Raw genomic sequence first — 22,290 nt, forward strand, 5'->3', positions numbered from 1 at the left:
TTTAGCCCTTCGTGCTGCCGAGATCGGCTGCCCACGGGTAGTAGATGAACGCCGCGGATGACGGCACTCCGGTCACGTCGCCCGACATCACGAGCGTCGCTGGTGTGGCAACAACAGGCAGCCACACGGCATTCTCGACCCACTTGGCCTGCAACTCGATCGCGATCTGTGCGCGCTCCGCGTCGTCGGTCGCCGCGTACCCCTCGGCGACGAGCGTGTCGTATTCAGGGTCAGCGAACCCGGCGAAGTTGACGCTCGCGTCGGACTTGCCGTTCTTGTAGAAGCCGATGGGGTCGTTCTTCGAGATGTAGTACTCGTCTGGCCACAGGTCAGCCTGGTTGCGCAGCGCTTCATCGGTGTAGAGATCGCCGTACTGCACGGCTGGCACGGTCAGGATCTCTGCCTGCAGCCCGATCTTGCCTGCTGCGTCGACCAGCGCGCTCGCGATCACATTGTGCGCAGAGGAGCCGTTCGAGGCGACCACGATCGGCTCTGATGGCGCTCCAGCCTCCTTCACGAGGGCCTTCGCTGCGGTGAGGTCCTCGTCGCTCGGTTCAGCCGGTGCGCCCTCGAGTGCGTCGTAGGCCGTCTGGAAGGCCTCCTGCTCGTAGCCCCACGCCCCCGTACCGACGGGGGTCTTCCACGGCTCAGCGAGCCCGGCAAATGCCGACTGCGCGATGCCCTCGCGATTGAGCGCGAGCGAGAGTGCCTGACGCAGCCGCACATCGGTGAGCGCGCCCTTCGCCGTGGTCTCTAGCACCCACGCGTTCGTGGACGGCCCCTGGAATACCCCGACGCTGTCGCTGCCGAGGAAGGCCTTTGCGCCAGCGGCATTCTCCAGGAATGCGCCCTGCGCCTCGCCGGTCGTGATGCTGTTGACGATCGCGGACTCGTCTGCCCAGCGGAACACCACCTCCTCGACCTGGCCGGCGCGCTCCGGGTTCCAGTAGGTGTCGGTCTTGGTAATGGTGAGCTGCGATCCTGCATCCCAGGAGGTGACCTCGTAGGGGCCACTGCAGGCCGAAGGGCTGCCCGGCTTGCCGAAGGAATCGCCTGCCTCCTCGATCACGCGCGGGTTCCAGACGATGCCGCCATCGCCGGCCATCGCTTGCACAAAGATCGCGTCCGGCTGGCTCGTGGTGACCGTGATCTGGTTCTCCGCCGTCTGCTGCATGTCGACAACGTTCGCGTACTCATCAGACTCGGCCGCGCCCTCCTCGGCGTGCCGCTGCATGCTCCACAGCACGTCCGCGGTGGTGAGTGGGCTGCCATCGTGGAACTGGGCGCCCTGGCGGATCGTGAATACGACGTGCGTGTCATCGATCCACTCGGCGGACTCCGCGATCCCCTCACCGAGCGTGAGATCCGGCTGCACCTGCATGAGGCGGTCGCAGACATTGGCGAGCACGGTATCGTCGGCCGTCGTCGCGTCGACGTCAGCGTCAAGCGTTGTCGGCTCGCCGCCGAGCATCCAGGTGACCGTGTCGAGCGGGCCGGACGCCGCTGGGGTGCTGGGGCCGAACGGCACCTCGGCTCCCGCGGTGTCGCCGCTGTCCGGGGAGCCGGTCGCGCAGCCGGTGAGCACGAGTGCCGTCAGGGTGACAGCGCTCGCGGCGAGGGTGAGGGTACGGGCGGAATGCCGGTGAGCTCTCATGTGTGTGACGCCTCCTTGCGTTGGGGTGAATGGTGGTGCAGGTGTGAGTCTGGGGGCTACGCAGTCGCTGCGACCGCGAAGCTGGGCGCCGGATCGGCGAAGGCTGGTCCGTCGTAGATGTTCCAGGGCAGCAGCTGGTACTCCGTCTCGCACGGGAAGCCTGCCGCGACGAGGTAATCGCCTGTGGTGAGGTCAACGCAGCTGGAGAGCAGCGTCGACCAGCGCTTCAGTTCGGGTGCGTCCGCGCTGGGGTGCGTGCAGACCCCCTCTGGGTAGCCGAGGTGATCCGACATCGCAGCACGCACGAGATCGTAGCTCTCCTGGCTCGTTTGGGCGTCGGCAACGCGCGCGAGCCCCTGTGTGACGCGCGGCAGGCGGAGCAGGGAGTCCGCCGAGACTGGCCGATACCGGCCGGCCAGCTGCGGCGGGACGGACGCCTGGAAGTGGTTCGTGTGTGCCAGCAGCCCGCCCTCCGGGTACAACCAGTCGACACCGTCAGGCGTGGTCTCGAGGTCGATCCCGAAGCCGCTGCGGTGCGCGAGGAGTGCATTGCTCGCGATGTGTGGCCGGATCTTGACGAGGGTCTTCAGCGCGAGGTTGAGGTCTGAGTGATCGAGCACGAGGCGGCGGATGAGCGTCTGCGGCAGCCCAATCTCGTTGCCGAAGCTGCCCCCGAGACCGTTGGCGTTGAGCGCAATCCCCGCGGAGTTGGCCCCGTGGCGGCCCACCTGCCCAGCCTCCACCTGCAGGATGACCGTGGGAAGCGGATCCTGCACCACACGCACGATCAGCGTGGTGTCGGCGGTGAGCGTGCGCCAGTCCCAGTTCTGGCCGACAAGCGTATGGCCGGTGCCCGAGGCCGTTCCGGTGAGGAAGAACGAGGTGCAGCCGTCTGCCGGATCGCGCTCGTCGTCAGCTTCTGCCTGCACCGGTGCCGTGGTCTGGCTCGCCTGGTGGTTGTAGACGAACTCCCCGCGCACGTTCAGGGTGAGGATCTCGGCGAAGCTGCGCCCTGATCCGTCTGCGATCCCACGCATCTCCTCGACGAGGTGAGGGGCGTGTGCCTCGCACACTGGCAACCAGCGCTTCACCGAATCGGTAATCGCGGCCCAGCTCATACCGGTTTGCTGTGTGAGGGCCGCCTCGTAGTAGCCGATCGCGCGCTCGATGAGATCGGCAGCGGCGGCGCCGTACTGGCGGCCGCGCTCGCGCGGGGTGCCGCTGATCTCGATCGTGCGGATGGGGGTGACACTCACTAGCGGTCTCCTTCGGCCTTGCGCGGGACTCCTTGACGGGGCATGATGCTTGGAACAGCTATTACAAGAATAGCGCCCCACAAAATGGATGATACACACATGGAAGCTTTTGTAACAACCGATACCGAGAATCCCGCGCTGGTGCGGCTTCGGTCGCGGATCGCGCAGCGTTGGGACGAGCTCTCGAAAGCCGAACGCGCCGTGTGCGGGATCCTCACCGGGAACTCGGCCGAGCATCTGCTCTACGCGAGCGCTGCGGAGCTCGGCGCCGAATCGAAGACCTCAAACGCCACCGTGATCCGCACGCTGCAGTCGCTCGGCTACGCTGGCCTCTCCGAGCTGAAGCAGGAGGTCGCGGCGCCCTTCACCTCGGCGGTCGCGCCAGAGGTTCGACTCCGACAGCGCATCGAGTTCCTAGGGCAGAATCTCGCCACGATCCAGCAGGAAGTGTGGCGTGAGGCCGAGTCGCTGATCGCGCTCGGCGCACAAGGCAACTCCGACGCCGACTACTCAGCAGCGATCGACGTCCTGATCCACGCGCGCACGGTGTACAGTTACGGCCTCGGCGCATCTGGCATTGCCGCGGATCACCTGTCCCTCCGGCTGCGCCGCACTGGCGTCGCAACGAGGCGGCTGGCGGTCGACGGTTTCCGGCTTGCTGACGAGCTGCTCGAGCTGGGCGCGCACGACGCCGTGGTGATCTTCGCACCGGGCCGCGTGACGCGCGACATCGAAGCGCTGCTAGATCGCGCGCAGCGGGTGGGAGCCAAGGTACTGCTGATCACAGATGAGCTCCGCGAATCACTCGCCAGTCGAGTCACAGCGGTCCTCTCGGCACCGCACACTCCCACCGGCATTACCGCAGAGGGGCTCATTGGGATCCTCATCGCGGATGTGCTCGTGCAGGGGATCGTCGCCGTGGGGCCAGACACCGCGCTGCGAGTGTCCCAGGAACTCAATGAGCTCAGGGGCCAACTGGGGTACTAGTGTGTGTCTGGCGCGGGGGCACGCACCCCCGCGCCAGTACCCCGCTACGCGTTGAACGACACGTATCCAGCGATGAGGTACGCGATGAATGACAGCGCCGCCGCGAGCCCCGCGTAGGGCAGGATCGACAGCATCAGGTTCAGCGGCTTCACGCCAACGGACTTCGACGCGAGAATGATCCCGTCACCATAGAGACAGGTGGTGGATCCGAGCGCAGCTCCGGAGAACACCGCGGTGCCCGCAAGCACCGGATCCACGCCGACCGCGATCGCCAGCGGCAGCACGACCGGCGTAATCACAGCGGCGAGATCCCAAAATGCCCCGGTCGCATACGCATACACTCCGCACACTAGGAACACGATTGCCGGCAGCAGTGCGCCGGACATCACGGGCTCAGTCGCGCCGATCACCCAGTCAGCCAGCTGCAGATCCATGTTGATCTGCTGCACCATGAACGCGAGAACGAACAGCACCATCACGTAGCCCATGCTCGTGATGCCTTCGAAGGCGTGATCCAGCACCCCCTTGAGCGTGAGCCGGCGCTGCGCAACGTAGAGAATGATCGCGACCACCACAGCAGCGGCCGCACCCTTCACGATGTCGACCTCGGTGAGGATCGTGACGAGCACGAGCACGACGATCGGGATCAGGAAGTTGAAGGGAAGCGGACGCGTACTGTCCTTCCCGTCCTCCGCCAGCTCGAATGCGCGCTCCTCCGGGCTCAGCCCCTCCGGCAACGGATCACCCGTGCGATCAGCGAGCTCCTGGGCGCGCTTCAGCGGACCCACGAGCGGGAGGAGACCGAGAGCGAGCAGCAGGCCGATTGCGAGCGCGAACCAGCCGAAGAACACATAGGGGAGCCCGGAGAGATACGCCCCGAACCCGGAACCATTGACGGTGACGCCGTCCTGCTCCAGCAGCGCAGAGAAGAACACGGCCCAGGTAGAGAACGGAATGATGACGGCGATCGGTGCACTCGTGAGCTTCACAATCGAGCCCACCATCGTGCGGGGCACGTTGTAACGGTCGGTGACGCGCTTCATTGACGTGCCGACGGTCAGCGCGTTGAGGTAGTCATCGATGAACAGGGCCACGGTCAGCAGCCACGTGAGCAGCAGCGACTTGCGGCGCGAGTTCACGAAACGCTCAGTCCAGCGAGCGAAATCGTTCACTGCACCCGAGGCGTTGAAATACGCGATCAGAATCCCGAACAGTACGACAACGAGCACGAGCCAGTGCACGGTCTCATTCGTGAGTGAGGCTCCGAATGTGCCGACGAGGGTGTCAAAGAACCCCCACCCGCCCAGGAGCACAGCACCGACGACGGTGCCTGCGAGGAGGCCGAGCAAGGCGCGCTTGGTGAGCACCGAGACCAGCAGGACGGTGAGGACTGGCAGCAACGCCAGTGCAGTGTTTTGGACCACGGTGGCCTTTCAAGGGGCGGCGGCAGCGCCGCTCAGGGGGTGGAAGTGGGTGGATAGTGTGGCGGACGAGAAGCGCCTCAGCTCGCGGTGCCGGATCACGACTGCGAGCTGGGTGCGGTGGGTCAGCCCGCGCTAGGCGGCGTGCGAGGTGTGCAGTCCGTCCAGGTAGGTGGCAATGACCGGCAGCTCGGCGAGATCATCGCCCGGCACGGTCAGCGGATCCTCGGCCCACACCGCGAGGTCCGCGCGCGCCAGGACGGATGATTCCCAGATCATCGTCGCCCTGCGCGAGCGCTGCCCCTCTGGTGTAGCCGTGCAGCGCCTGCGCCGCGCTGAGTCGCTGTTCCGGCTCATACACGAACGCATCGCGCGCGCCTGGAGCTCGGCGCAGCATCGCCCAGGCGAGGCCAAACCGGGCGTCCAGATCGGCGATCGGCCAGTCGGAGCCGAGCGCAAGTGGAGCGCCAGCAGCCAGCACGCTGGCAGCATTCCATCCGCGAGCGGCGCGCTGCGGGCCAAGCCGACGCGCCCACTCATCGCTCCCGTCAGCAATCCGCCACTGCAGGTGCGGCAGTTGCATCGGGCGGTGATCCCCGCGGCGGCGAGTCGCGCGACGTCGCGCGGGTCGAGGGTCTCGAGGTGTTCAATGCGGTGCGGGATCCCAGCGCGCGATCGGGCGCCGACACCCTCGTACGCGGTAATCGTCTCGCCGACCGCGCGATCTCCAATCGCATGCGTCGCGATCTGGAAGCCGGCTGCGGTGAATTCCTGCACCGCCGCGACAAAGTCCGTCTGATCCGGCCAAAATCCGGCCAGCCCGTCCCCGTCAGTGTCTGCCTCGTAGAGCCACCCGGCCCCCGTATCGATCACACCGTCGGCATAGAGCTTGATCACGCCGCCGCGCCAACGTGCGCCAGCGCGATCGCGCTGGTTCCTGATCGCGGCACGCTGCTCGGAAGTGTACGTCGGCTTGACATCCATCGCGCTCACGATCCGCACGGGGAGCCCCAGACCAGTCGTGTCCAGCGCTTCGAGCAGGTCGAGCGTCTCGGAGTTGCCGTCCATGATGGTGCCGCCAGTGAGTCCGGAGCGACGCATCTTGGCGAACGTTGCGCGGGCTGACTCGAGCGTCTCCGCGCGACTCGGCTTCGGCGCGACCTCGAGGATCGGCTGATATGCGCTGTCCTCGCGCAACTCTCCCGTGGGGGCGCCTGACGCGTCAACGATAATCTCGGAGCTGTCCTCAAATGCTCGTGCGCCCGTGATCCCGGAGCGGCGCAGCGCCTCCGTACTCGCGATCGCCGTGTGAAAGTCGAAAAAGAAGAGCAACGCTGGCATGCCGTCCACGGCCTCGTCGATCAGGTGTGAGCTGAGAGTCGCACCGTCGAAGGCAGCGTAGTCGAGGTTCCAGGCGCGGACCCAACCGTCACCGCCGCGCTCCCGGACTCGGGCAGTCTCGGCGCTGAGAGCGTTGCGGAGATCCCGCAGATCACGGACGGCCCCGAGATCGGCGCCCTGACAGAGTTCGACGCCCTGAATCGGGTGCAGGTGCGCGTCGATGAGGCCGGGGTGACCGTCGCACCGGCGCCATCATCGACCCGGGTCTGCGGGCCCCGGAATGCCTCAGCAATGTCATCGTCCGAGCCGACAGCGAGGACACGGCCATCTGCGATGGCAATCGAGCGCGGTGCGGTGTTCTCGTCACCGGCGACCATCGTGTGCACGCGCGCGCTCGCGATGATCAAGTCGGCCTTCAGTTCCGCCACGGTGTCCTCCCAGAGTTCATGACACCGCGTATCCTCGATGGAGACGCGGAGCACCCTTAATTTACGCAGATTCAATAACGACTGCAAGCTCCGCTGCACGAGGGAGTTCCATGACGACGGCGCCCGACGCCCACCGCTCGGCAGGGCGACCCCGGACCGCGGTGCTGTCGCGCGAGCGGATCCTCGCTGCCGCCTTCGCACTCGCCGACGTGCGCGGAGGCGATTTCACACTCGCAGCGCTCGCCCGCAGCCTCGGCGTGCGCCCCTCTGCGCTGCACCACTACTTCGCTGGCAAGGACGAACTCATTGCGGGAATGCGTGGACAGCTCACCTCGCGTGTGGGTGACCACGGGTTCGATACCTTGCCCTGGCACGAAGCCATCATTCCCTGGGCACGCACGTACCGGGTCACCTTTGGCGCTCACCCGGGGATCGTCGCCGCGCTCGCGACACTACCCGTCGCCGACGAACCCGAGTCAATGCTCGACTATGAGCGGATCGCTCGCGCCATGCACCGCGACGGCTACCCGGAACACCGGATCGTCCCCGCGATCGTCGCGCTCGAATCGTTCATCATCGGATCGGCGCTCGACTCGCTCACGCCGGAGGACAACCTCCGCCCGGTCAGTGCGCCCGATCGCACCCCGCACCTCACCAGCGCTGAGGAAGCAGCCCGCGCTCAGCTGCGCACCCACGGCCGCTCGGCGGCCACCGAAACGTTTGAGTTCGGGCTCGCGGCGCTCGTGGCCGGATTGCGGGCAGCCGGAACCGCTGCCACAGTGTCCGGCCCCACCGAATCGGGCGTCTAGTGCTCGGTGTGCTGCAAGGCTTCGCTCTGATCCTCGGGATCATCGGTGCTGGCTACCTCGCGGCCAGATTTCGCGTCGTTGAAGGTGAACAGCGGCGAGTGCTCAACAACGTCGCATTTTTCGTCGCGACGCCAGCGCTCCTGTTCTCGGTGCTGCACGACAGCGATCCGGCCATCATCCTGTCACCCGTGATTCTGGTCACGAGCCTCGCGGCCGTGCTCGTCGCAGGCGGGTTCGTACTCGCCTCACGGCTCTGGTTTCGCCGCGACCTCGCTGGCACCACGCTCGGGGCAACGTGCGCCGGGTACGTAAACTCCAACAACCTCGGACTTCCCGTCGCCGTCTACATTCTGGGCGATGCTGCGTACGTCGCACCGCTCCTCCTCGTGCAACTCGTGGTGTTCGCGCCAGCCGTGCTCGCGATCCTCGAGACGACCCGCGGGAATCAACGCGGCGCACTCGTGGCACTCGGCCGCGCGGCATCAAACCCGATCATTCTTGCGTCTGTCGTCGGCCTCCTGGTGGCACTCGTGCGCGTGCCCATCCCCGAGTTGGTGCTGGGCCCGATCGAGATGCTCGGCGCAGCAGCGATCCCGATGGTGCTGCTCAGCTTTGGCATGTCGCTGCGCGGACAGCGTGCGCTGCAGGCCGGGACGGGCCGCGCTGCCGTGTTCGCCGCTGCCGGGCTGAAGGTGCTCGTGATGCCTGCGGTCGCATGGCTGCTCGCCACCGCTTTCGGGCTCTCTGCACACGAGGTGTTCGTTGCCACAACGATCGCCGCGCTTCCGACCGCACAGAACGTCTACAACTACGCAGCCACCTATCGCCGCGCTGAGACGATGGTGCGCGACACGGTGTTCCTCACCACCTTCGCGTCACTCCCCGTGATCGCATGTATCGCGTGGGTGCTCAGCGGGACCTAGATGGTGCTGCAGCAAGTCAGGGCGCAGCGCCGCCCAGGGGCCGCACGCAGCCCTCGGGAATAGTGCATGCGCCTCCGCGTTGTACCTCCTCGGACCACGGCGCAGCCGGGCCCGCAAGCCGTATCCCAGCACCAAGGAGAACACCGTGAGCCCGCGCACCGCACAAACTAGTGCCCCCGTCCTCGACACCCTCGCCGAGCGCTGGAGCCCCCGCGCATTCGATGCAGACCACACACTTCCCGCGAACGCCCTCCGTGGCGTCTTCGAAGCGGCCCGCTGGGCACCGAGCGCCAGCAACACGCAGCCATGGCGATTCATTCTTGCCCGCCGCGGCACTGAGAACTTCGCCAAGATTGAGGACACCCTCGCCGGATTCAACCGCGCATGGGCAGGCAGCGCCGCCGCGCTCGTCGTGAACGTCGCAGAGGTCACGAACGCTGCAGGCGACGCACAGCCGTGGGCCGAGTACGATCTGGGTCAGGCTGTCGCCCACCTCAGCGTGCAGGCACACGCCGAGGGGCTCTTCGTACACCAGATGGGTGGGTTTGACCGCGACGCGATCAGCGCCGCGTTCGGCATCGACCCTCGCTTCCGCCCCATTTCGGTCATGGTGATCGGTGCCCTCGGTTCCGCTGATCAGCTGCCTGAACCATTGCGCGAGCGCGAGGTAGCACCGCGCAGCCGAATTGAGCTCGAAGAGCTCTTCTTCGCACGCGACTAACGCGATGAACACCACGGGGGACGCGCAGCAGTAGCTGCGGGTCCCCCGTGGTGTTTGCGGGCCGAACCGAGGTGAGTGTCGCCCACTCCCTAGCGGTCGGTATCGACGGTGATCCCGCCCTCACCGTCGTCGAGCCGCAGCGCACGCACAAGTTCTGCTGCGTGTGTGGTCGATAGGATCACGCGCGCGAACGGGTCGTATTCGCCCACCCAGCCGCGATCTTCCGCTGCGTCCTGCGAGGTTTCGAGGTCGATCACGACTGCTTCGCGGCCCTTGCGGGCGAGCACGAAATCGCGCCCTGCGAAGCTTCGCCACGTACCAGAGGCGAGCGCCCCCGGGATGTGGGTGCCGGGAGAGCGCACACCGCGCAACCACACCCAAGGATCATCGGTGATCACCGCGGACGTGATTGCCGCGCGATCCAGCGTGATATCGCGACGCCGCAGCGAGGCCACCCGCTCAGCATTCGTGAGCCGAATGACCACGCGGTCGCGGTGTACCTCTACGCGCGCCATCGATCAGTCCAGCATGTCGCTCTGGTCAATGACTGACTCGACCGACTCGATCAAGGCTCGCTTCAGACGGTAATCACCGTGCGTCGGGTCGTCCGCGTCAGCGGGCAGTCCGAGAGCGGCTGCGACCTCAAGCGTGTTGACGCCAACGCAGGCCACGATCGTGTTCTCTGGGAGCTGCGGGAACTGTGCAGCGACCTCCTCCGCGATCTTTGCGGAAGCGACGAGCAGAGCGTTGATCCGGCCGGACTCGATGTCTTCGCGGATATGCACCGAAGCTGGCACTCCGACAGTGCGGAACGCCAGCACCTGTGTGACGTCGTGCCCGCGATCGATCAGTCCCTCGGTGAGCACGGGGATCGCAACATCGGAGCGCAGCGTGAGCACCTTCAGCACGTCACCCGTGTCGATCTCCGACCATTCTTCGAGCAGCGCGTGCGTGCTGTTCTCCCGCTCAGGGGTGCGGGTGATGTGGTACCCCGCATCACGGAACGCCACAGCCGTGGCCTCTCCCACGATGGCGACGTTCGTTTCAGCGGGAATCACGGCATTGTGGTGCGTGAGTACGTCAGCAACCGTCGAGCTTGTCGCGGTCATCCAATCGAACTCGCCAGACTCCAGACGTTTGAGCGCATCGACCAACTGGTCTTCTTCGCTGGTATGGGCAAAATCAACTAGCGGCGCGGTGACGGTGTGAGCCCCCTGCTCACGCAGCGCCTTCGAAACTAAATCCCCCCACGTGCCACCGCGGGGAATAAGTACCCGCAGGCCACTGAGCGGTTTCGCCTCAGACGACATAGACCCCACTCACTCGAAACAACAAGAAAAGACCAACTCAATAGTCACTCGAGGACCTGGAGCTGGTCACTGCTACGGAAAACCGTTGCCCCTATTCTTACGCTGAGGCCCCGCGGAAGCAAAATGAACGCCTCCACGGGACAGAACGCAATGGAACTGTGACCTCACTCTACGGGGCTTTGCACCCCTCAGGGGAAGCGTTTTGCGACCGAACGCGCGATTCCCCACACAACCAGGCCCGCGACGGCCGCGACTCCGGCAACTCCCGCGATGAAACGGAGCGGATTCTGCTCCTTCTCCTCCGCGATCCTGCGCTTCGCATCCGCGACCGAATCGTCGATGCGCTGCGCGTAATTGAGCCGGTTCTGCAACTGCGAGAGCGTGTCATACAACTCTGCACGTGCATGCTGAGCCTCAGCGACGCCCTGCTCACGATCTTTCGCGCTCATCGCCAGTTCCCCTCTTCGCCAGCCTGTGGCATCCGGTGGTGTCGCACGGATCCGGTGGCACCGGGAGCGCCGAAGCCCTCGGTGGTGTGTGAGCCGCCTGCGGCACCCGCGGGACGCGCGGGGCCTGCCCCTGGTCGCGGCATCGCGGTCTCCGCGTTGAAGCGCACCTCGCCAAGCGCAGCAACGTCATCACCGACCCGGCCGAGCGCTTGCTCTGGCACCGGGTTCCCTCGCTTGATCAACATGACTCCCGCAAGGACCGCAGCTGCTGCCAGTACCAGCAGTCCGGCTGCCACTACGAGCGCCGCAAGCCACCACGGCCACACCAGCGCGAGGGCAGCGATGGCTGCGACGACCAGCGCCTGCAGCATGAAGAACACAAAGAACAATGCGACCGTGATCGCGCCAGCGCCGATCCCAGCCTTCTTTGCTTTGCTGGCGACCTCCTGCTTGGCGTTCTCGTACTCGATCTTTGCGAGCGAAACAACCTGCTGTGGGAGGCGGGACAGCAGTTCAAATGTGCCAGCTTGGTCCTTCTTGCGCATCATGCCGTACCGTCACTCCCGGCGGATGAGCGTTGCGCCCCACTCGCGCGTTTCGAGGATGCCGCACGCGGGGTGCCAGCTGAATCCTGCACTGCCGCCGCGAGCCCCTCAGCCGCAGCGACCACGCCCTCTGCGGCTGCAGCAACTCCTTCAGCAGCCTGTTGCTGCGGCGGTGTTGGTGCCTGCGCGGGCGCAGGAGACTCGCGCATGAGGGCGGAAACCGCACCCTTGCCAGCGCGGACCACAGTGGCCTTCAACTCGTCGACGCGCCCCTGCGCGGCCGTGCGAACCACGCCAACCCCGCGTTGCACTGGCTCCGTGTTCCACACGGACTGCGCGCCTCGCTTGATCTGCTCGTATCGCTCGCGGCCCGCCCGTGTGCCCAAGACGTAGCCAACGGCCGCGCCAAGAACGAATGCGATCTTGCCTTTCATACTGCCTCCAGCCGATAACGTCCGGTACTCACGAGTAGCCTACTCCGGCTCGTCGCACTCTGCATACCGATTCGGTTATATAGCGATCGATTTCGCTCTAGTCTGTAATGCCAGTCAGGTGCCTCCGCAGCTGAATCGCGCGCGCTCGCGCATCCGCGATTGCCGCAGCCAGGTCTCCCCCGTGCAGCGCTCCCCCAGTCGGGATCTGGCCGGGCCGGGCATCAGCCCAGGCCGAGAGCTGGCCCTGCGCTGCATCGCGCTGCTCGATCGTCACATATGGCGCAAACGGCATTGATACTTCAGCTGTGCCTTCGATCAAACTTGCCCCGGCGGCGATTGCAGCGTCTTTGACCCACGCTTCCGCGGCACTGCGTGCGGCCTCGGTCGTCGCGAGACCCTGCGCAGCGGGTCCGGAAACGATGGCCTGCCACCCTGCACCAGCGGGAGCAAAGCGAACGGTCCATGAAGACCCATCCCCCACTTGCACTCCCCGCACCCCTGGGCCCTCTGGGTGCGTCGAGGGGAAGGCGGGTTGCGCCACGGCCACCCGTCCGCAGATACGGCGAGCGCCTCCCAGTAGCCCACTGAGCTCCGGGTCTTGTGGTGCGTGGCCGCTCGCTGCGGCGCCTCGGACAATCGCACGCGCGGTGGTGGCCTGCTCTGGTGTCTGAACTCCCGCAGTGGGCTGGGGCCCTGATTCCTCCGGATGCAGCGATCCCGAAGCCGCTGCGGCGCCTGTCGCCACGGTCCACCCAGTCTCCGTTGCGGTCACAATACCTGCGGGGGACTCGGCGAACTCGACGGCGTAGAGCCCCAGGCGCCGCAGCAGCGCCGTGCGCAGCTCACCCCACCCGACGGAGGGAGCTACGCGAGTTTCACGTGCAACATTCCGCTCCGCGTAGTCAAGCGCGGCGCCTGAGAGCGAGCCCATGCGCGTAAGCGCTTCGTTCAGGCCGGGCGCAATGATCGCTACGTCGACATCAGCGGCGGGCACGCCGTACGCCTCCCGGGTGAGTGGCTCAACGAGGCGCTCGAGCACGCCGCCACCCATGCGGTTGCGCACCAGTTCGCCGAACTCGTGCGTTTTGCCAATCGTCAAGACCGGGCGGATCCGATCCAATGCCGCGCGGAATGCAGCACCGCCGCCCAAGAGCGCGAGCGACGCGCTCGACAATGGCACGGCGGGGATCCCGAACACTGCGGGCTGCGGTTGCGGCAGCCATTCCCCCTGTGCGTTCTGCAGCAGCGGCGGGGGCGGGGGCAGCTCTGTGAATCCGGGGCTGGATCCGTTCTCTGGCGCTCCGGCACCACCGATGGGAGTCGCTACGTGCGCGAGGAACGAACGCAAGCTCCCGTCAGGATCCCGCACTCCGTCGGCATCGCGCGGGTCAGCCCGGTCATCTTCCCGCATATGCGGATAGATGCGGACCGACAGACCGACCTCAGCGAGCTCAAGCGCCGACGCGAGTTCTGGCAGGCTATCGCCCAGGACAACGACATCGACCATGCTAGTTGCGGCCCTCTCGCGCGTCAGAGTCCGGGCTCGTTGCGCCCGGCAACACCGATGACGTCTCGCCGAAGGGTGTCTGGCCCGGCTCCGCTCCTCCGGGGAGTGCCCCAGACGGCGCCGCTACCTGGATCAGATCGATCCGGCTCCGACCATGCCCTCCCCGCCTAAAGATCCGCAGTGCGAGCCAGATGAAGACCGCGAGCCCGGCAACTTCGCCCACCAAGCTTCCGGGGCCCGCACCCTCAGCGGTCTGTGCGGTCTCGCCGCCGACACCAGCTGTCATGAAGCCGAAGGCGACCAGATTGTTGACGATGTGAATTGCGATCGCGGCCTCGAGGCCACCCGTGCGCCAGGTCAGCCACGCGGCGACAGCGCCCATGAGCCCGACGGCGGTGAGACCCCAGATGTCGTAGATGTGGCCAAGCGCAAACGCGACCGAGGGAATGAGGATCGCGAACCAGGGATTCTTCAGCCAAGAGCCGATCACCTGCATAAACAGGCCGCGGAACACCACCTCTTCTGCGGTGGCCTGGAACGGCACCAGGATCACGATAAACAGCAAGGACAGCAGGGCGGCATTGACGTCAAAGTCTCTCGCTGCGTCGCCAGCTGGCTCGGTGAACGCAGTGGGGTTCAGGAGGAAATCGAAGCCGATCCCTGCCGCGTTCATCACGATCACCGCGAGCACGGCAGCACCGAACAGTCGACCGAGGAACCCCCACCGGATGCGTGTGGCAACCGACCAGACCCGGGCAATGGGGCGCATGCCGAGTGTGAGCATGCCCAGGAGCACTGCGGGAATCATAATGATGATCGAAACCATGCTGAGCAGGATCGAAACGGGTCGCTGCGTGTCGAGCATCTCCGAAGCGCCCGTAGTGACGTCCATGGCATAGTTCGGATCGAACACGAGCATGATCGGCACAAACAGCACGGATACGAGCACTGTCAGGATTCCGAAGTAGGCGCCGGAGATCAGCAGGAGCAGCAGCGGCTTCCACCAGCGGTAGTTCTGCGTGCCACGCAGGAGCCGGTGATACTCCAGCGGCTCCGTTTCCACGGTGCGCATCTGCACGGGCTGCTGTGCCCATGCCCACTGCGGTGGGGCGGTGGGGTGGGCAGGCGCCGGCTGGCCGGGCAGTGGCTGAGCGGGTTGCTGGGGAAGCTGCTCGGGAGGTGGCGGAACCTGCGCAGCAGGATTCCCTGGCTCAGGCTGGGCGGTGGGATCCGGGCCGATGCTCGTCATGCATCTATTCTTTCATCTCGCGCTGAGCAGCTCCCGTTCACACTCCCACACCGTGATCCCGCACAGGCCGCGAGGCTGCCAAAACACACATAGCCGGGGCGCTCGTCACCGTTCGCTCCCGCCTATGCTTCCTCCAACGCACGCACGCCCCGAGCCAGAGACCAGACTCGGGGCGTGCGTCGTTGAAACGACGATGAACTACGCGCCGCGGAGGCGCGCAGCGAGGTAGGCGTGCAGCTCGGCGCGGGGTACACGCTCCTGCTGCATCGTGTCGCGCTCACGCACGGTTACCGCGTTGTCGTCGAGCGAGTCGAAATCGACCGTGACACAGAACGGCGTACCGATCTCGTCCTGGCGACGGTAGCGACGGCCGATTGCACCCGAATCGTCGAAGTCGACGTTCCAGTCCTCGCGAAGTTCCTGGGCGATTTCGCGCGCCGCAGGCGAAAGGGCCTCATTGCGGCTCAGCGGAAGCACGGCGACCTTCACGGGAGCGAGACGAGGATCGAGTGCGAGGAGCGTGCGCTTATCAGTGCCGCCCTTCGCATTCGGCACGTCCTCTTCGCGGTATGCATCGACGAGGAACGCCATGAGTGAACGGGTCAGGCCAGCAGCGGGCTCGATGACATACGGGGTGTAGCGCTCGTTCTTCGTCTGATCGAAGAATGCGAGATCCTTGCCCGAGTGCTCCGAGTGTGTGGTGAGGTCGAAGTTCGTGCGGTTCGCGATACCCTCGAGCTCGCCCCACTCGCTTCCGGTGAAGCCGAAGCGGTACTCAATGTCTGCAGTGCGCTTCGAGTAGTGCGACAGCTTTTCTTTCGGGTGCTCGAAGAAGCGCAGGTTGTCCGCGTCGATACCCAGATCGGTGTACCAGCGCATGCGTTCGGCCATCCAGTACTCTTGCCACTCCTCGTCTGTGCCGGGCTCAACGAAGAACTCCATCTCCATCTGCTCAAACTCACGAGTGCGGAAAATGAAGTTGCCCGGAGTGATCTCGTTGCGGAAGCTCTTCCCAATCTGGCCAATGCCAAACGGCGGCTTCATGCGTGCGGCCTGGAGCACGTTTGCGAAGTTCACGAAGATGCCCTGCGCCGTTTCGGGGCGCAGGTAGTGCATCCCCGCCTCGTCGTCCACCGGCCCGAGATAGGTCTTCAGGAGGCCCGAGAAGGCGCGCGGCTCAGTCCACTGTCCGCGGGTGCCGCAGTTCACGCAGACGATCTCGGCAAGGCCGTCCTTCGGCGCACGGCCCTTCTTCTCTTCGAACTCCTCAATGAGGTGGTCCTCGCGGTAGCGCTTGTGGCACTGCAGGCACTCGACGAGAGGGTCGCTGAATACCTCAACGTGTCCGGAGGCTTCCCACACGCGCTTCGGGAGGATCACGCTGGAGTCGATACCCACAACGTCATCACGCTTTTGCACCATGGTCTTCCACCACTGGCGCTTGATGTTCTCCTTCAGCGCGGTTCCAAGGGGGCCGTAGTCCCATGCAGAGCGGGATCCGCCGTAGATCTCACCCGCCTGGAAGACGAAGCCGCGGTGGCGGGCAAGGGCGATGACCTTATCAAGGCGGGACTGTTCAGCCATAATTCTTGTATCACTCCAAGGTGCAAGTGGGGATCTTGGGAACCGGCTCAAGCCGGCATCCGATCAGTCTACTCGCGTTCGCGCGAGGCTCCTGATTGGAGTGTGGCTCGGGTGTGGGGCACCCCAGTGCGGCGCACGCTGGGCCCCCGGTGGGGCGCCCGCGGCGAGCTGGTGTGGCACGGGGGTTGGGTGCCTAAAATGCGAAAAGCCCCAGAAGAGACACCCACCATCACTGGTGCGTGTTCTTCTGAGGCCTTTCTAAAAGGTGTCCGGCGGTGTCCTACTCTCCCACACCCTCCCGAGTGCAGTACCATCGGCGCAGTCAGTCTTAGCTTCCGGGTTCGGAATGTGACCGGGCGTTTCCCTGACGCTATAGCCGCCGTAACTCTATCAACTTGTCAACCACACCACCCCCACGAACGGTTCAACCGCCCATCAGGGAAAGTGTGTGGCCGCCCGTTGGGAACCACAAAGTGGACGCGAATACATCGTTACTGAAGAACTCATGCCCCCACACAATAGTGGGGATGAAATCAAGTCGTCGGCTTATTAGTACCAGTCAGCTCCACACCTTACAGTGCTTCCACATCTGGCCTATCAACCCAGTCATCTACTGGGAGCCTCACACACTCAAAGGTGTAAGGAGATCTCATCTCGAGGCCGGCTTCCCGCTTAGATGCTTTCAGCGGTTATCCATCCCGAACGTAGCCAACCAGCCATGCCCTTGGCAGAACAACTGGCACACCAGAGGTCCGTCCAACCCGGTCCTCTCGTACTAGGGTCAGATCCTCTCAAATCTCCAACGCGCGCAGAGGATAGGGACCGAACTGTCTCACGACGTTCTAAACCCAGCTCGCGTACCGCTTTAATGGGCGAACAGCCCAACCCTTGGGACCAACTCCAGCCCCAGGATGCGACGAGCCGACATCGAGGTGCCAAACCATGCCGTCGATATGGACTCTTGGGCAAGATCAGCCTGTTATCCCCGAGGTACCTTTTATCCGTTGAGCGACAGCGCTTCCACAAGCCACTGCCGGATCACTAGTCCCGACTTTCGTCCCTGCTCGACCTGTCAGTCTCACAGTCAAGCTCCCTTGTGCACTTACACTCGCCACCTGATTGCCAACCAGGTTGAGGGAACCTTTGGGCGCCTCCGTTACTTTTTAGGAGGCAACCGCCCCAGTTAAACTACCCACCAGGCACTGTCCTAAAACCCGATCAGGGTTCGTAGTTAGATATCCAATATGACCAGAGTGGTATTTCAACAACGACTCCACGAACACTAGCGTGCCCGCTTCACAGTCTCCCACCTATCCTACACAAGCCACACCGAACACCAATACCAAGCTGTAGTAAAGGTCACGGGGTCTTTCCGTCCTTCTGCGCGTAACGAGCATCTTTACTCGTACTGCAATTTCGCCGAGTTCACGGTGGAGACAGCTGGGAAGTCGTTACGCCATTCGTGCAGGTCGGAACTTACCCGACAAGGAATTTCGCTACCTTAGGATGGTTATAGTTACCACCGCCGTTTACTGGGGCTTAAATTCAAAGCTTCGACCCAAAGGTCTAACCTCTCCTCTTAACCTTCCAGCACCGGGCAGGCGTCAGTCCGTATACGTCCACTTGCGTGTTAGCACGGACCTGTGTTTTTAGTAAACAGTCGCTTCCCACTGGTCTCTGCGGCCACCACACCCTTTCCGGAGTAAATCCGTATAAGTGGATGGCCCCCCTTCTCCCGAAGTTACGGGGGCATTTTGCCGAGTTCCTTCACCATGATTATCTCGATCTCCTGAGTATTCTCTACCTGACCACCTGAGTCGGTTTGGGGTACGGGCAACAGCAAACCTCACGTCGATGCTTTTCTTGGCAGCATAGGATCACCTGCTTCCCCATACGGGTCCGCGTCGTGTCTCAGCCTTCACGAGGAACGGATTTGCCTATCCCTCAGCCTACGCACTTACACCGGGACAACCATCGCCCGGCACAGGCTACCTTCCTGCGTCACACCTCACGCTCACCACCCCAGTTCGGGTTCGCAGCCGCCACAAACCATCACCCGAAGGATCCAGTCAGCTTTGGATTGCTTAGCACTACTAGTTAGGTCTTTGACGGTTTACCGCCGGTACGGGAATATCAACCCGTTGTCCATCGACTACGCCTGTCGGCCTCGCCTTAGGTCCCGACTTACCCAGGGAAGATTAGCTTGACCCTGGAACCCTTGGTCTTCCGGAGGACGGGTTTCTCACCCGTCTTTCGCTACTCATGCCTGCATTCTCACTCGTGTGGCATCCACGGCTGGTTCACACCGCCGCTTCACTCGCCACACGACGCTCTCCTACCCATCCATACGGCTGGACCACGAAGGCCTACCTGTTATATGAATGCCACAACTTCGGTGGCGTGCTTGAGCCCCGTTACATTGTCGGCGCGGAATCACTTGACCAGTGAGCTATTACGCACTCTTTCAAGGGTGGCTGCTTCTAAGCCAACCTCCTGGTTGTCACAGCAACTCCACATCCTTTTCCACTTAGCACGCGCTTTGGGACCTTAGTTGGTGATCTGGGTTGTTTCCCTCTCGACTATGAAGCTTATCCCCCACAGTCTCACTGCTGCGCTCTCACTTACCGGCATTCGGAGTTTAGCTGACGTCAGTAACCTTGTAGGGCCCATCGGCCATCCAGTAGCTCTACCTCCGGCAAGAAACACGCAACGCTGCACCTAAATGCATTTCGGAGAGAACCAGCTATCACGAAGTTTGATTGGCCTTTCACCCCTATCCACAGCTCATCCCCTCAGTTTTCAACCTAAGTGGGTTCGGTCCTCCACGCGCTCTTACACGCGCTTCAACCTGGCCATGGATAGATCACTTCGCTTCGGGTCTAGGACATGCGACTGAATCGCCCTATTCAGACTCGCTTTCGCTACGGCTTCCCCACACGGGTTAACCTCGCCACATATCGCTAACTCGCAGGCTCATTCTTCAAAAGGCACGCCGTCACACCTACAAGGGTGCTCCGACGGATTGTAAGCAAACGGTTTCAGGTACTATTTCACTCCCCTCCCGGGGTACTTTTCACCTTTCCCTCACGGTACTAGTCCGCTATCGGTCATCTGGAAGTATTTAGGCTTATCAGGTGGTCCTGACTGATTCACACGGGATTTCTCGGGCCCCGTGCTACTTGGGATACACACCACGCGGTAAAACCATTTCGGATACGGGACTCTCACCCACTCCGGTCCGCCGTTCCAAGCGGTTCTCCTATAGCTTCACTCTCACGTTCGAGGCTCAGCAGCGCCTCACGGTATGTCCCGCAACCCCGACTATGCAACCCCTGCCAGGTATCACACATAATCGGTTTAGCCTCATCCGGGTTCGCTCGCCACTACTACCGGAATCACTGTTGTTTTCTCTTCCTGTGGGTACTGAGATGTTTCACTTCCCCACGTTCCCTCTACCCGCCCTATATATTCAGGCGGGAGTCACCAGGTACGCACGCGCCCTGGCGGGGTTTCCCCATTCGGAAATCCTCGAATCACAGCCCGTTTATCGGCTCCCCGAGGCTTATCGCAGATTACTACGTCCTTCTTCGGCTCCAGATGCCAAGGCATCCACCGTTTGCTCTTATAAACTTGAAATCACATAAGTATTCAGAAACACACACCACCACAACCAGTCCCGAAAGACCAATCACAGTCATGTGTGACCAATGAAATTATTAGTATCAATAACACCCCAAAAAAGGGATGTTATAAGATGCTCGCGTCCACTGTGTAGTTCTCAACGTACGGTCGATCTCCCAAACGAGAACAACACGTTCCCCGCCCAAGAGTCAGAAGGCAGTCCACCCAAACACCCAAAAGATGCTCAAGCCGGCTGGTCCTTCAGGACCCAATAGTATGCACTCTAGAAACCATCATCCACAACACCATTTCTTTCCAACCGTCACCGGCGTACTCAAAACACTGCCACAAACAACAATCCACGTTGTCAAATGTTCCACCCATGAGCAGACTGCATCACACATTCGGTGATGAACAATCCATTCTGCACACCCAAAGGGTGTGAGTGCTCCTTAGAAAGGAGGTGATCCAGCCGCACCTTCCGGTACGGCTACCTTGTTACGACTTAGTCCTAATCACCAGTCCCACCTTCGACGGCTCCCTCCACAAGGGTTAGGCCACCGGCTTCGGGTGTTACCGACTTTCATGACTTGACGGGCGGTGTGTACAAGGCCCGGGAACGTATTCACCGCAGCGTTGCTGATCTGCGATTACTAGCGACTCCGACTTCATGGGGTCGAGTTGCAGACCCCAATCCGAACTGAGACCGACTTTTTGGGATTCGCTCCACCTCGCGGTATCGCAGCCCATTGTATCGGCCATTGTAGCATGCGTGAAGCCCAAGACATAAGGGGCATGATGATTTGACGTCATCCCCACCTTCCTCCGTGTTGACCACGGCAGTATCCCATGAGTTCCCACCATAACGTGCTGGCAACATAGGACGAGGGTTGCGCTCGTTGCCGGACTTAACCGAACATCTCACGACACGAGCTGACGACAACCATGCACCACCTGTTTACGAGTGTCCAAAGAGTTGACGATCTCTCGCCCGTTCTCGTATATGTCAAGCCTTGGTAAGGTTCTTCGCGTTGCATCGAATTAATCCGCATGCTCCGCCGCTTGTGCGGGCCCCCGTCAATTCCTTTGAGTTTTAGCCTTGCGGCCGTACTCCCCAGGCGGGGAACTTAATGCGTTAGCTACGACACAGAACCCGTGGAACAGGCCCTACATCTAGTTCCCAACGTTTACGGCATGGACTACCAGGGTATCTAATCCTGTTCGCTCCCCATGCTTTCGCTCCTCAGCGTCAGTTACGGCCCAGAGATCTGCCTTCGCCATCGGTGTTCCTCCTGATATCTGCGCATTCCACCGCTACACCAGGAATTCCAATCTCCCCTACCGCACTCTAGCTTGCCCGTACCCACTGCAGGCCCGAGGTTGAGCCTCGGGTTTTCACAGCAGACGCGACAAGCCGCCTACGAGCTCTTTACGCCCAATAATTCCGGACAACGCTTGCACCCTACGTATTACCGCGGCTGCTGGCACGTAGTTAGCCGGTGCTTTTTCTGCAGGTACCGTCACTTTCGCTTCTTCCCTACTAAAAGAGGTTTACAACCCGAAGGCCGTCATCCCTCACGCGGCGTTGCTGCATCAGGCTTGCGCCCATTGTGCAATATTCCCCACTGCTGCCTCCCGTAGGAGTCTGGGCCGTGTCTCAGTCCCAGTGTGGCCGGTCACCCTCTCAGGCCGGCTACCCGTCGTCGCCTTGGTGAGCCACTACCTCACCAACAAGCTGATAGGCCGCGAGCCCATCCTTCACCGATAAATCTTTCCACCCACACACCATGCGGTGATGGGTCATATCCAGTATTAGACACCGTTTCCAGTGCGTATCCCAGAGTGAAGGGCAGGTTGCTCACGTGTTACTCACCCGTTCGCCACTCTTCCACCTAGCAAGCTAGGCTTCATCGTTCGACTTGCATGTGTTAAGCACGCCGCCAGCGTTCGTCCTGAGCCAGGATCAAACTCTCCGTAAAAAATTACATGCCCACAAGCAGCGGAATAAGCCACCCATGAACGAGTTCAACCTGACAAAACGAACATCATTA

Annotated in this window: 16 protein-coding genes and 3 rRNA genes; 4 read left to right on the forward strand and 15 right to left on the reverse strand. The window is 62.9% G+C overall.

From position 1 onward, the window contains the following. Position 1 precedes the first annotated feature (1 nt). Both K1X41_RS08325 and K1X41_RS08330 read right to left on the reverse strand, forming a co-directional pair. The gene (locus tag K1X41_RS08325; protein WP_132206836.1) at positions 2-1,654 is read right to left on the reverse strand and encodes an ABC transporter substrate-binding protein; all 1,653 of its coding nucleotides are present in this window, start codon (positions 1,652-1,654) and stop codon (positions 2-4) included. Positions 1,655-1,710: 56 nt separating this feature from the next. Next, positions 1,711-2,910: a C45 family autoproteolytic acyltransferase/hydolase gene (locus tag K1X41_RS08330; RefSeq protein ID WP_165875706.1), complete on the reverse strand. Its 1,200-nt coding sequence runs from the start codon at positions 2,908-2,910 to the stop codon at positions 1,711-1,713. A 99-nt stretch (positions 2,911-3,009) separates the two neighbouring features. Here K1X41_RS08330 and K1X41_RS08335 point away from each other — a divergent pair, with 99 nt between their 5' ends. After that, positions 3,010-3,897 (forward strand): MurR/RpiR family transcriptional regulator, encoded by an 888-nt coding sequence (locus K1X41_RS08335; protein ID WP_132206838.1) that lies wholly within the window; start codon positions 3,010-3,012, stop codon positions 3,895-3,897. A gap of 44 nt (positions 3,898-3,941) precedes the next feature. Here the strand turns inward: K1X41_RS08335 and K1X41_RS08340 are convergent, their stop codons facing one another. Both K1X41_RS08340 and K1X41_RS15540 read right to left on the reverse strand, forming a co-directional pair. Then, positions 3,942-5,321: a TRAP transporter large permease subunit gene (locus K1X41_RS08340; RefSeq protein ID WP_132206839.1), complete on the reverse strand. Its 1,380-nt coding sequence runs from the start codon at positions 5,319-5,321 to the stop codon at positions 3,942-3,944. 132 nt (positions 5,322-5,453) lie between these two features. After that, the gene (locus K1X41_RS15540) at positions 5,454-6,881 is read right to left on the reverse strand and encodes an amidohydrolase family protein (protein ID WP_463674517.1); all 1,428 of its coding nucleotides are present in this window, start codon (positions 6,879-6,881) and stop codon (positions 5,454-5,456) included. A 316-nt stretch (positions 6,882-7,197) separates the two neighbouring features. On the opposite strand from K1X41_RS15540, the gene K1X41_RS08350 reads away from it, so the two are divergent. The 3 genes from K1X41_RS08350 (at position 7,198) to K1X41_RS08360 (ending at position 9,540) form a co-directional block, all read left to right on the forward strand. After that, a complete protein-coding gene (locus K1X41_RS08350; RefSeq protein WP_220174369.1) occupies positions 7,198-7,896 on the forward strand; it encodes a TetR/AcrR family transcriptional regulator in 699 nt (232 codons plus the stop codon). An 8-nt stretch (positions 7,897-7,904) separates the two neighbouring features. Then, positions 7,905-8,819, forward strand: a complete 915-nt coding sequence (locus tag K1X41_RS08355; protein ID WP_243642996.1) for an AEC family transporter — start codon at positions 7,905-7,907, stop codon at positions 8,817-8,819. A 145-nt stretch (positions 8,820-8,964) separates the two neighbouring features. Beyond that, on the forward strand, positions 8,965-9,540 hold the full coding sequence (locus K1X41_RS08360; RefSeq protein WP_220174370.1) for a nitroreductase family protein: 576 nt from the start codon (positions 8,965-8,967) through the stop codon (positions 9,538-9,540). An 89-nt stretch (positions 9,541-9,629) separates the two neighbouring features. Here the strand turns inward: K1X41_RS08360 and K1X41_RS08365 are convergent, their stop codons facing one another. The 11 genes from K1X41_RS08365 to K1X41_RS08415 all read right to left on the reverse strand — a co-directional run bounded on the left by K1X41_RS08365 (position 9,630) and on the right by K1X41_RS08415 (position 22,218). Then, positions 9,630-10,055 (reverse strand): hypothetical protein, encoded by a 426-nt coding sequence (locus K1X41_RS08365; protein WP_132206843.1) that lies wholly within the window; start codon positions 10,053-10,055, stop codon positions 9,630-9,632. Between the two features lie 3 nt (positions 10,056-10,058). Continuing rightward, positions 10,059-10,850: a uroporphyrinogen-III synthase gene (locus tag K1X41_RS08370; protein WP_132206844.1), complete on the reverse strand. Its 792-nt coding sequence runs from the start codon at positions 10,848-10,850 to the stop codon at positions 10,059-10,061. 188 nt (positions 10,851-11,038) lie between these two features. Next, on the reverse strand, positions 11,039-11,299 hold the full coding sequence (locus K1X41_RS08375; RefSeq protein WP_132206845.1) for a DUF3618 domain-containing protein: 261 nt from the start codon (positions 11,297-11,299) through the stop codon (positions 11,039-11,041). Continuing rightward, positions 11,296-11,847 (reverse strand): phage holin family protein, encoded by a 552-nt coding sequence (locus tag K1X41_RS08380; protein WP_220174371.1) that lies wholly within the window; start codon positions 11,845-11,847, stop codon positions 11,296-11,298. The genes K1X41_RS08375 and K1X41_RS08380 overlap by 4 nt, the downstream gene beginning before the upstream one ends. Next, a complete protein-coding gene (locus K1X41_RS15545; RefSeq protein ID WP_258566390.1) occupies positions 11,844-12,278 on the reverse strand; it encodes a YtxH domain-containing protein in 435 nt (144 codons plus the stop codon). The genes K1X41_RS08380 and K1X41_RS15545 overlap by 4 nt, the downstream gene beginning before the upstream one ends. Before the next feature lie 97 nt (positions 12,279-12,375). Next, entirely contained in the window at positions 12,376-13,785 is a 1,410-nt protein-coding gene (locus K1X41_RS08390; RefSeq protein WP_220174372.1) for a hypothetical protein, read from the reverse strand. Between the two features lies 1 nt (position 13,786). Continuing rightward, positions 13,787-15,034: a CPBP family intramembrane glutamic endopeptidase gene (locus K1X41_RS08395; protein ID WP_220174373.1), complete on the reverse strand. Its 1,248-nt coding sequence runs from the start codon at positions 15,032-15,034 to the stop codon at positions 13,787-13,789. 198 nt (positions 15,035-15,232) lie between these two features. Continuing rightward, positions 15,233-16,618 carry a glycine--tRNA ligase gene (locus K1X41_RS08400; protein WP_133617914.1) on the reverse strand — a complete coding sequence of 462 codons (1,386 nt, stop codon included), beginning with the start codon at positions 16,616-16,618 and terminating at the stop codon, positions 15,233-15,235. Between the two features lie 267 nt (positions 16,619-16,885). After that, positions 16,886-17,002 (reverse strand): 5S ribosomal RNA (gene rrf, locus K1X41_RS08405). Positions 17,003-17,147: 145 nt separating this feature from the next. Further along, positions 17,148-20,254, reverse strand: a 23S ribosomal RNA gene (locus K1X41_RS08410). Between the two features lie 441 nt (positions 20,255-20,695). Beyond that, a 16S ribosomal RNA gene (locus tag K1X41_RS08415) occupies positions 20,696-22,218 on the reverse strand. The 16S, 23S and 5S rRNA genes sit together here, the layout of an rRNA operon. Between the last annotated feature and the right edge of the window lie 72 nt (positions 22,219-22,290).

It is taken from the genome of Leucobacter luti (assembly GCF_019464495.1).
In the GTDB taxonomy this organism is placed as follows: domain Bacteria; phylum Actinomycetota; class Actinomycetes; order Actinomycetales; family Microbacteriaceae; genus Leucobacter; species Leucobacter luti_A.

Excerpts from the sequence above, each read along its gene's own strand:
- K1X41_RS08325 (WP_132206836.1), bottom strand. The coding sequence starts at position 1,654 with ATGAGAGCTCACCGGCATTCCGCCCGTACCCTCACCCTCGCCGCGAGC.
- K1X41_RS08335 (WP_132206838.1), top strand. The coding sequence starts at position 3,010 with ATGGAAGCTTTTGTAACAACCGATACCGAGAATCCCGCGCTGGTGCGG.
- K1X41_RS08350 (WP_220174369.1), top strand. The coding sequence starts at position 7,198 with ATGACGACGGCGCCCGACGCCCACCGCTCGGCAGGGCGACCCCGGACC.
- K1X41_RS08365 (WP_132206843.1), bottom strand. The coding sequence starts at position 10,055 with ATGGCGCGCGTAGAGGTACACCGCGACCGCGTGGTCATTCGGCTCACG.
- K1X41_RS08370 (WP_132206844.1), bottom strand. The coding sequence starts at position 10,850 with ATGTCGTCTGAGGCGAAACCGCTCAGTGGCCTGCGGGTACTTATTCCC.
- K1X41_RS08375 (WP_132206845.1), bottom strand. The coding sequence starts at position 11,299 with ATGAGCGCGAAAGATCGTGAGCAGGGCGTCGCTGAGGCTCAGCATGCA.
- K1X41_RS08380 (WP_220174371.1), bottom strand. The coding sequence starts at position 11,847 with ATGATGCGCAAGAAGGACCAAGCTGGCACATTTGAACTGCTGTCCCGC.
- K1X41_RS15545 (WP_258566390.1), bottom strand. The coding sequence starts at position 12,278 with ATGAAAGGCAAGATCGCATTCGTTCTTGGCGCGGCCGTTGGCTACGTC.
- K1X41_RS08390 (WP_220174372.1), bottom strand. The coding sequence starts at position 13,785 with ATGGTCGATGTCGTTGTCCTGGGCGATAGCCTGCCAGAACTCGCGTCG.
- K1X41_RS08395 (WP_220174373.1), bottom strand. The coding sequence starts at position 15,034 with ATGACGAGCATCGGCCCGGATCCCACCGCCCAGCCTGAGCCAGGGAAT.
- K1X41_RS08400 (WP_133617914.1), bottom strand. The coding sequence starts at position 16,618 with ATGGCTGAACAGTCCCGCCTTGATAAGGTCATCGCCCTTGCCCGCCAC.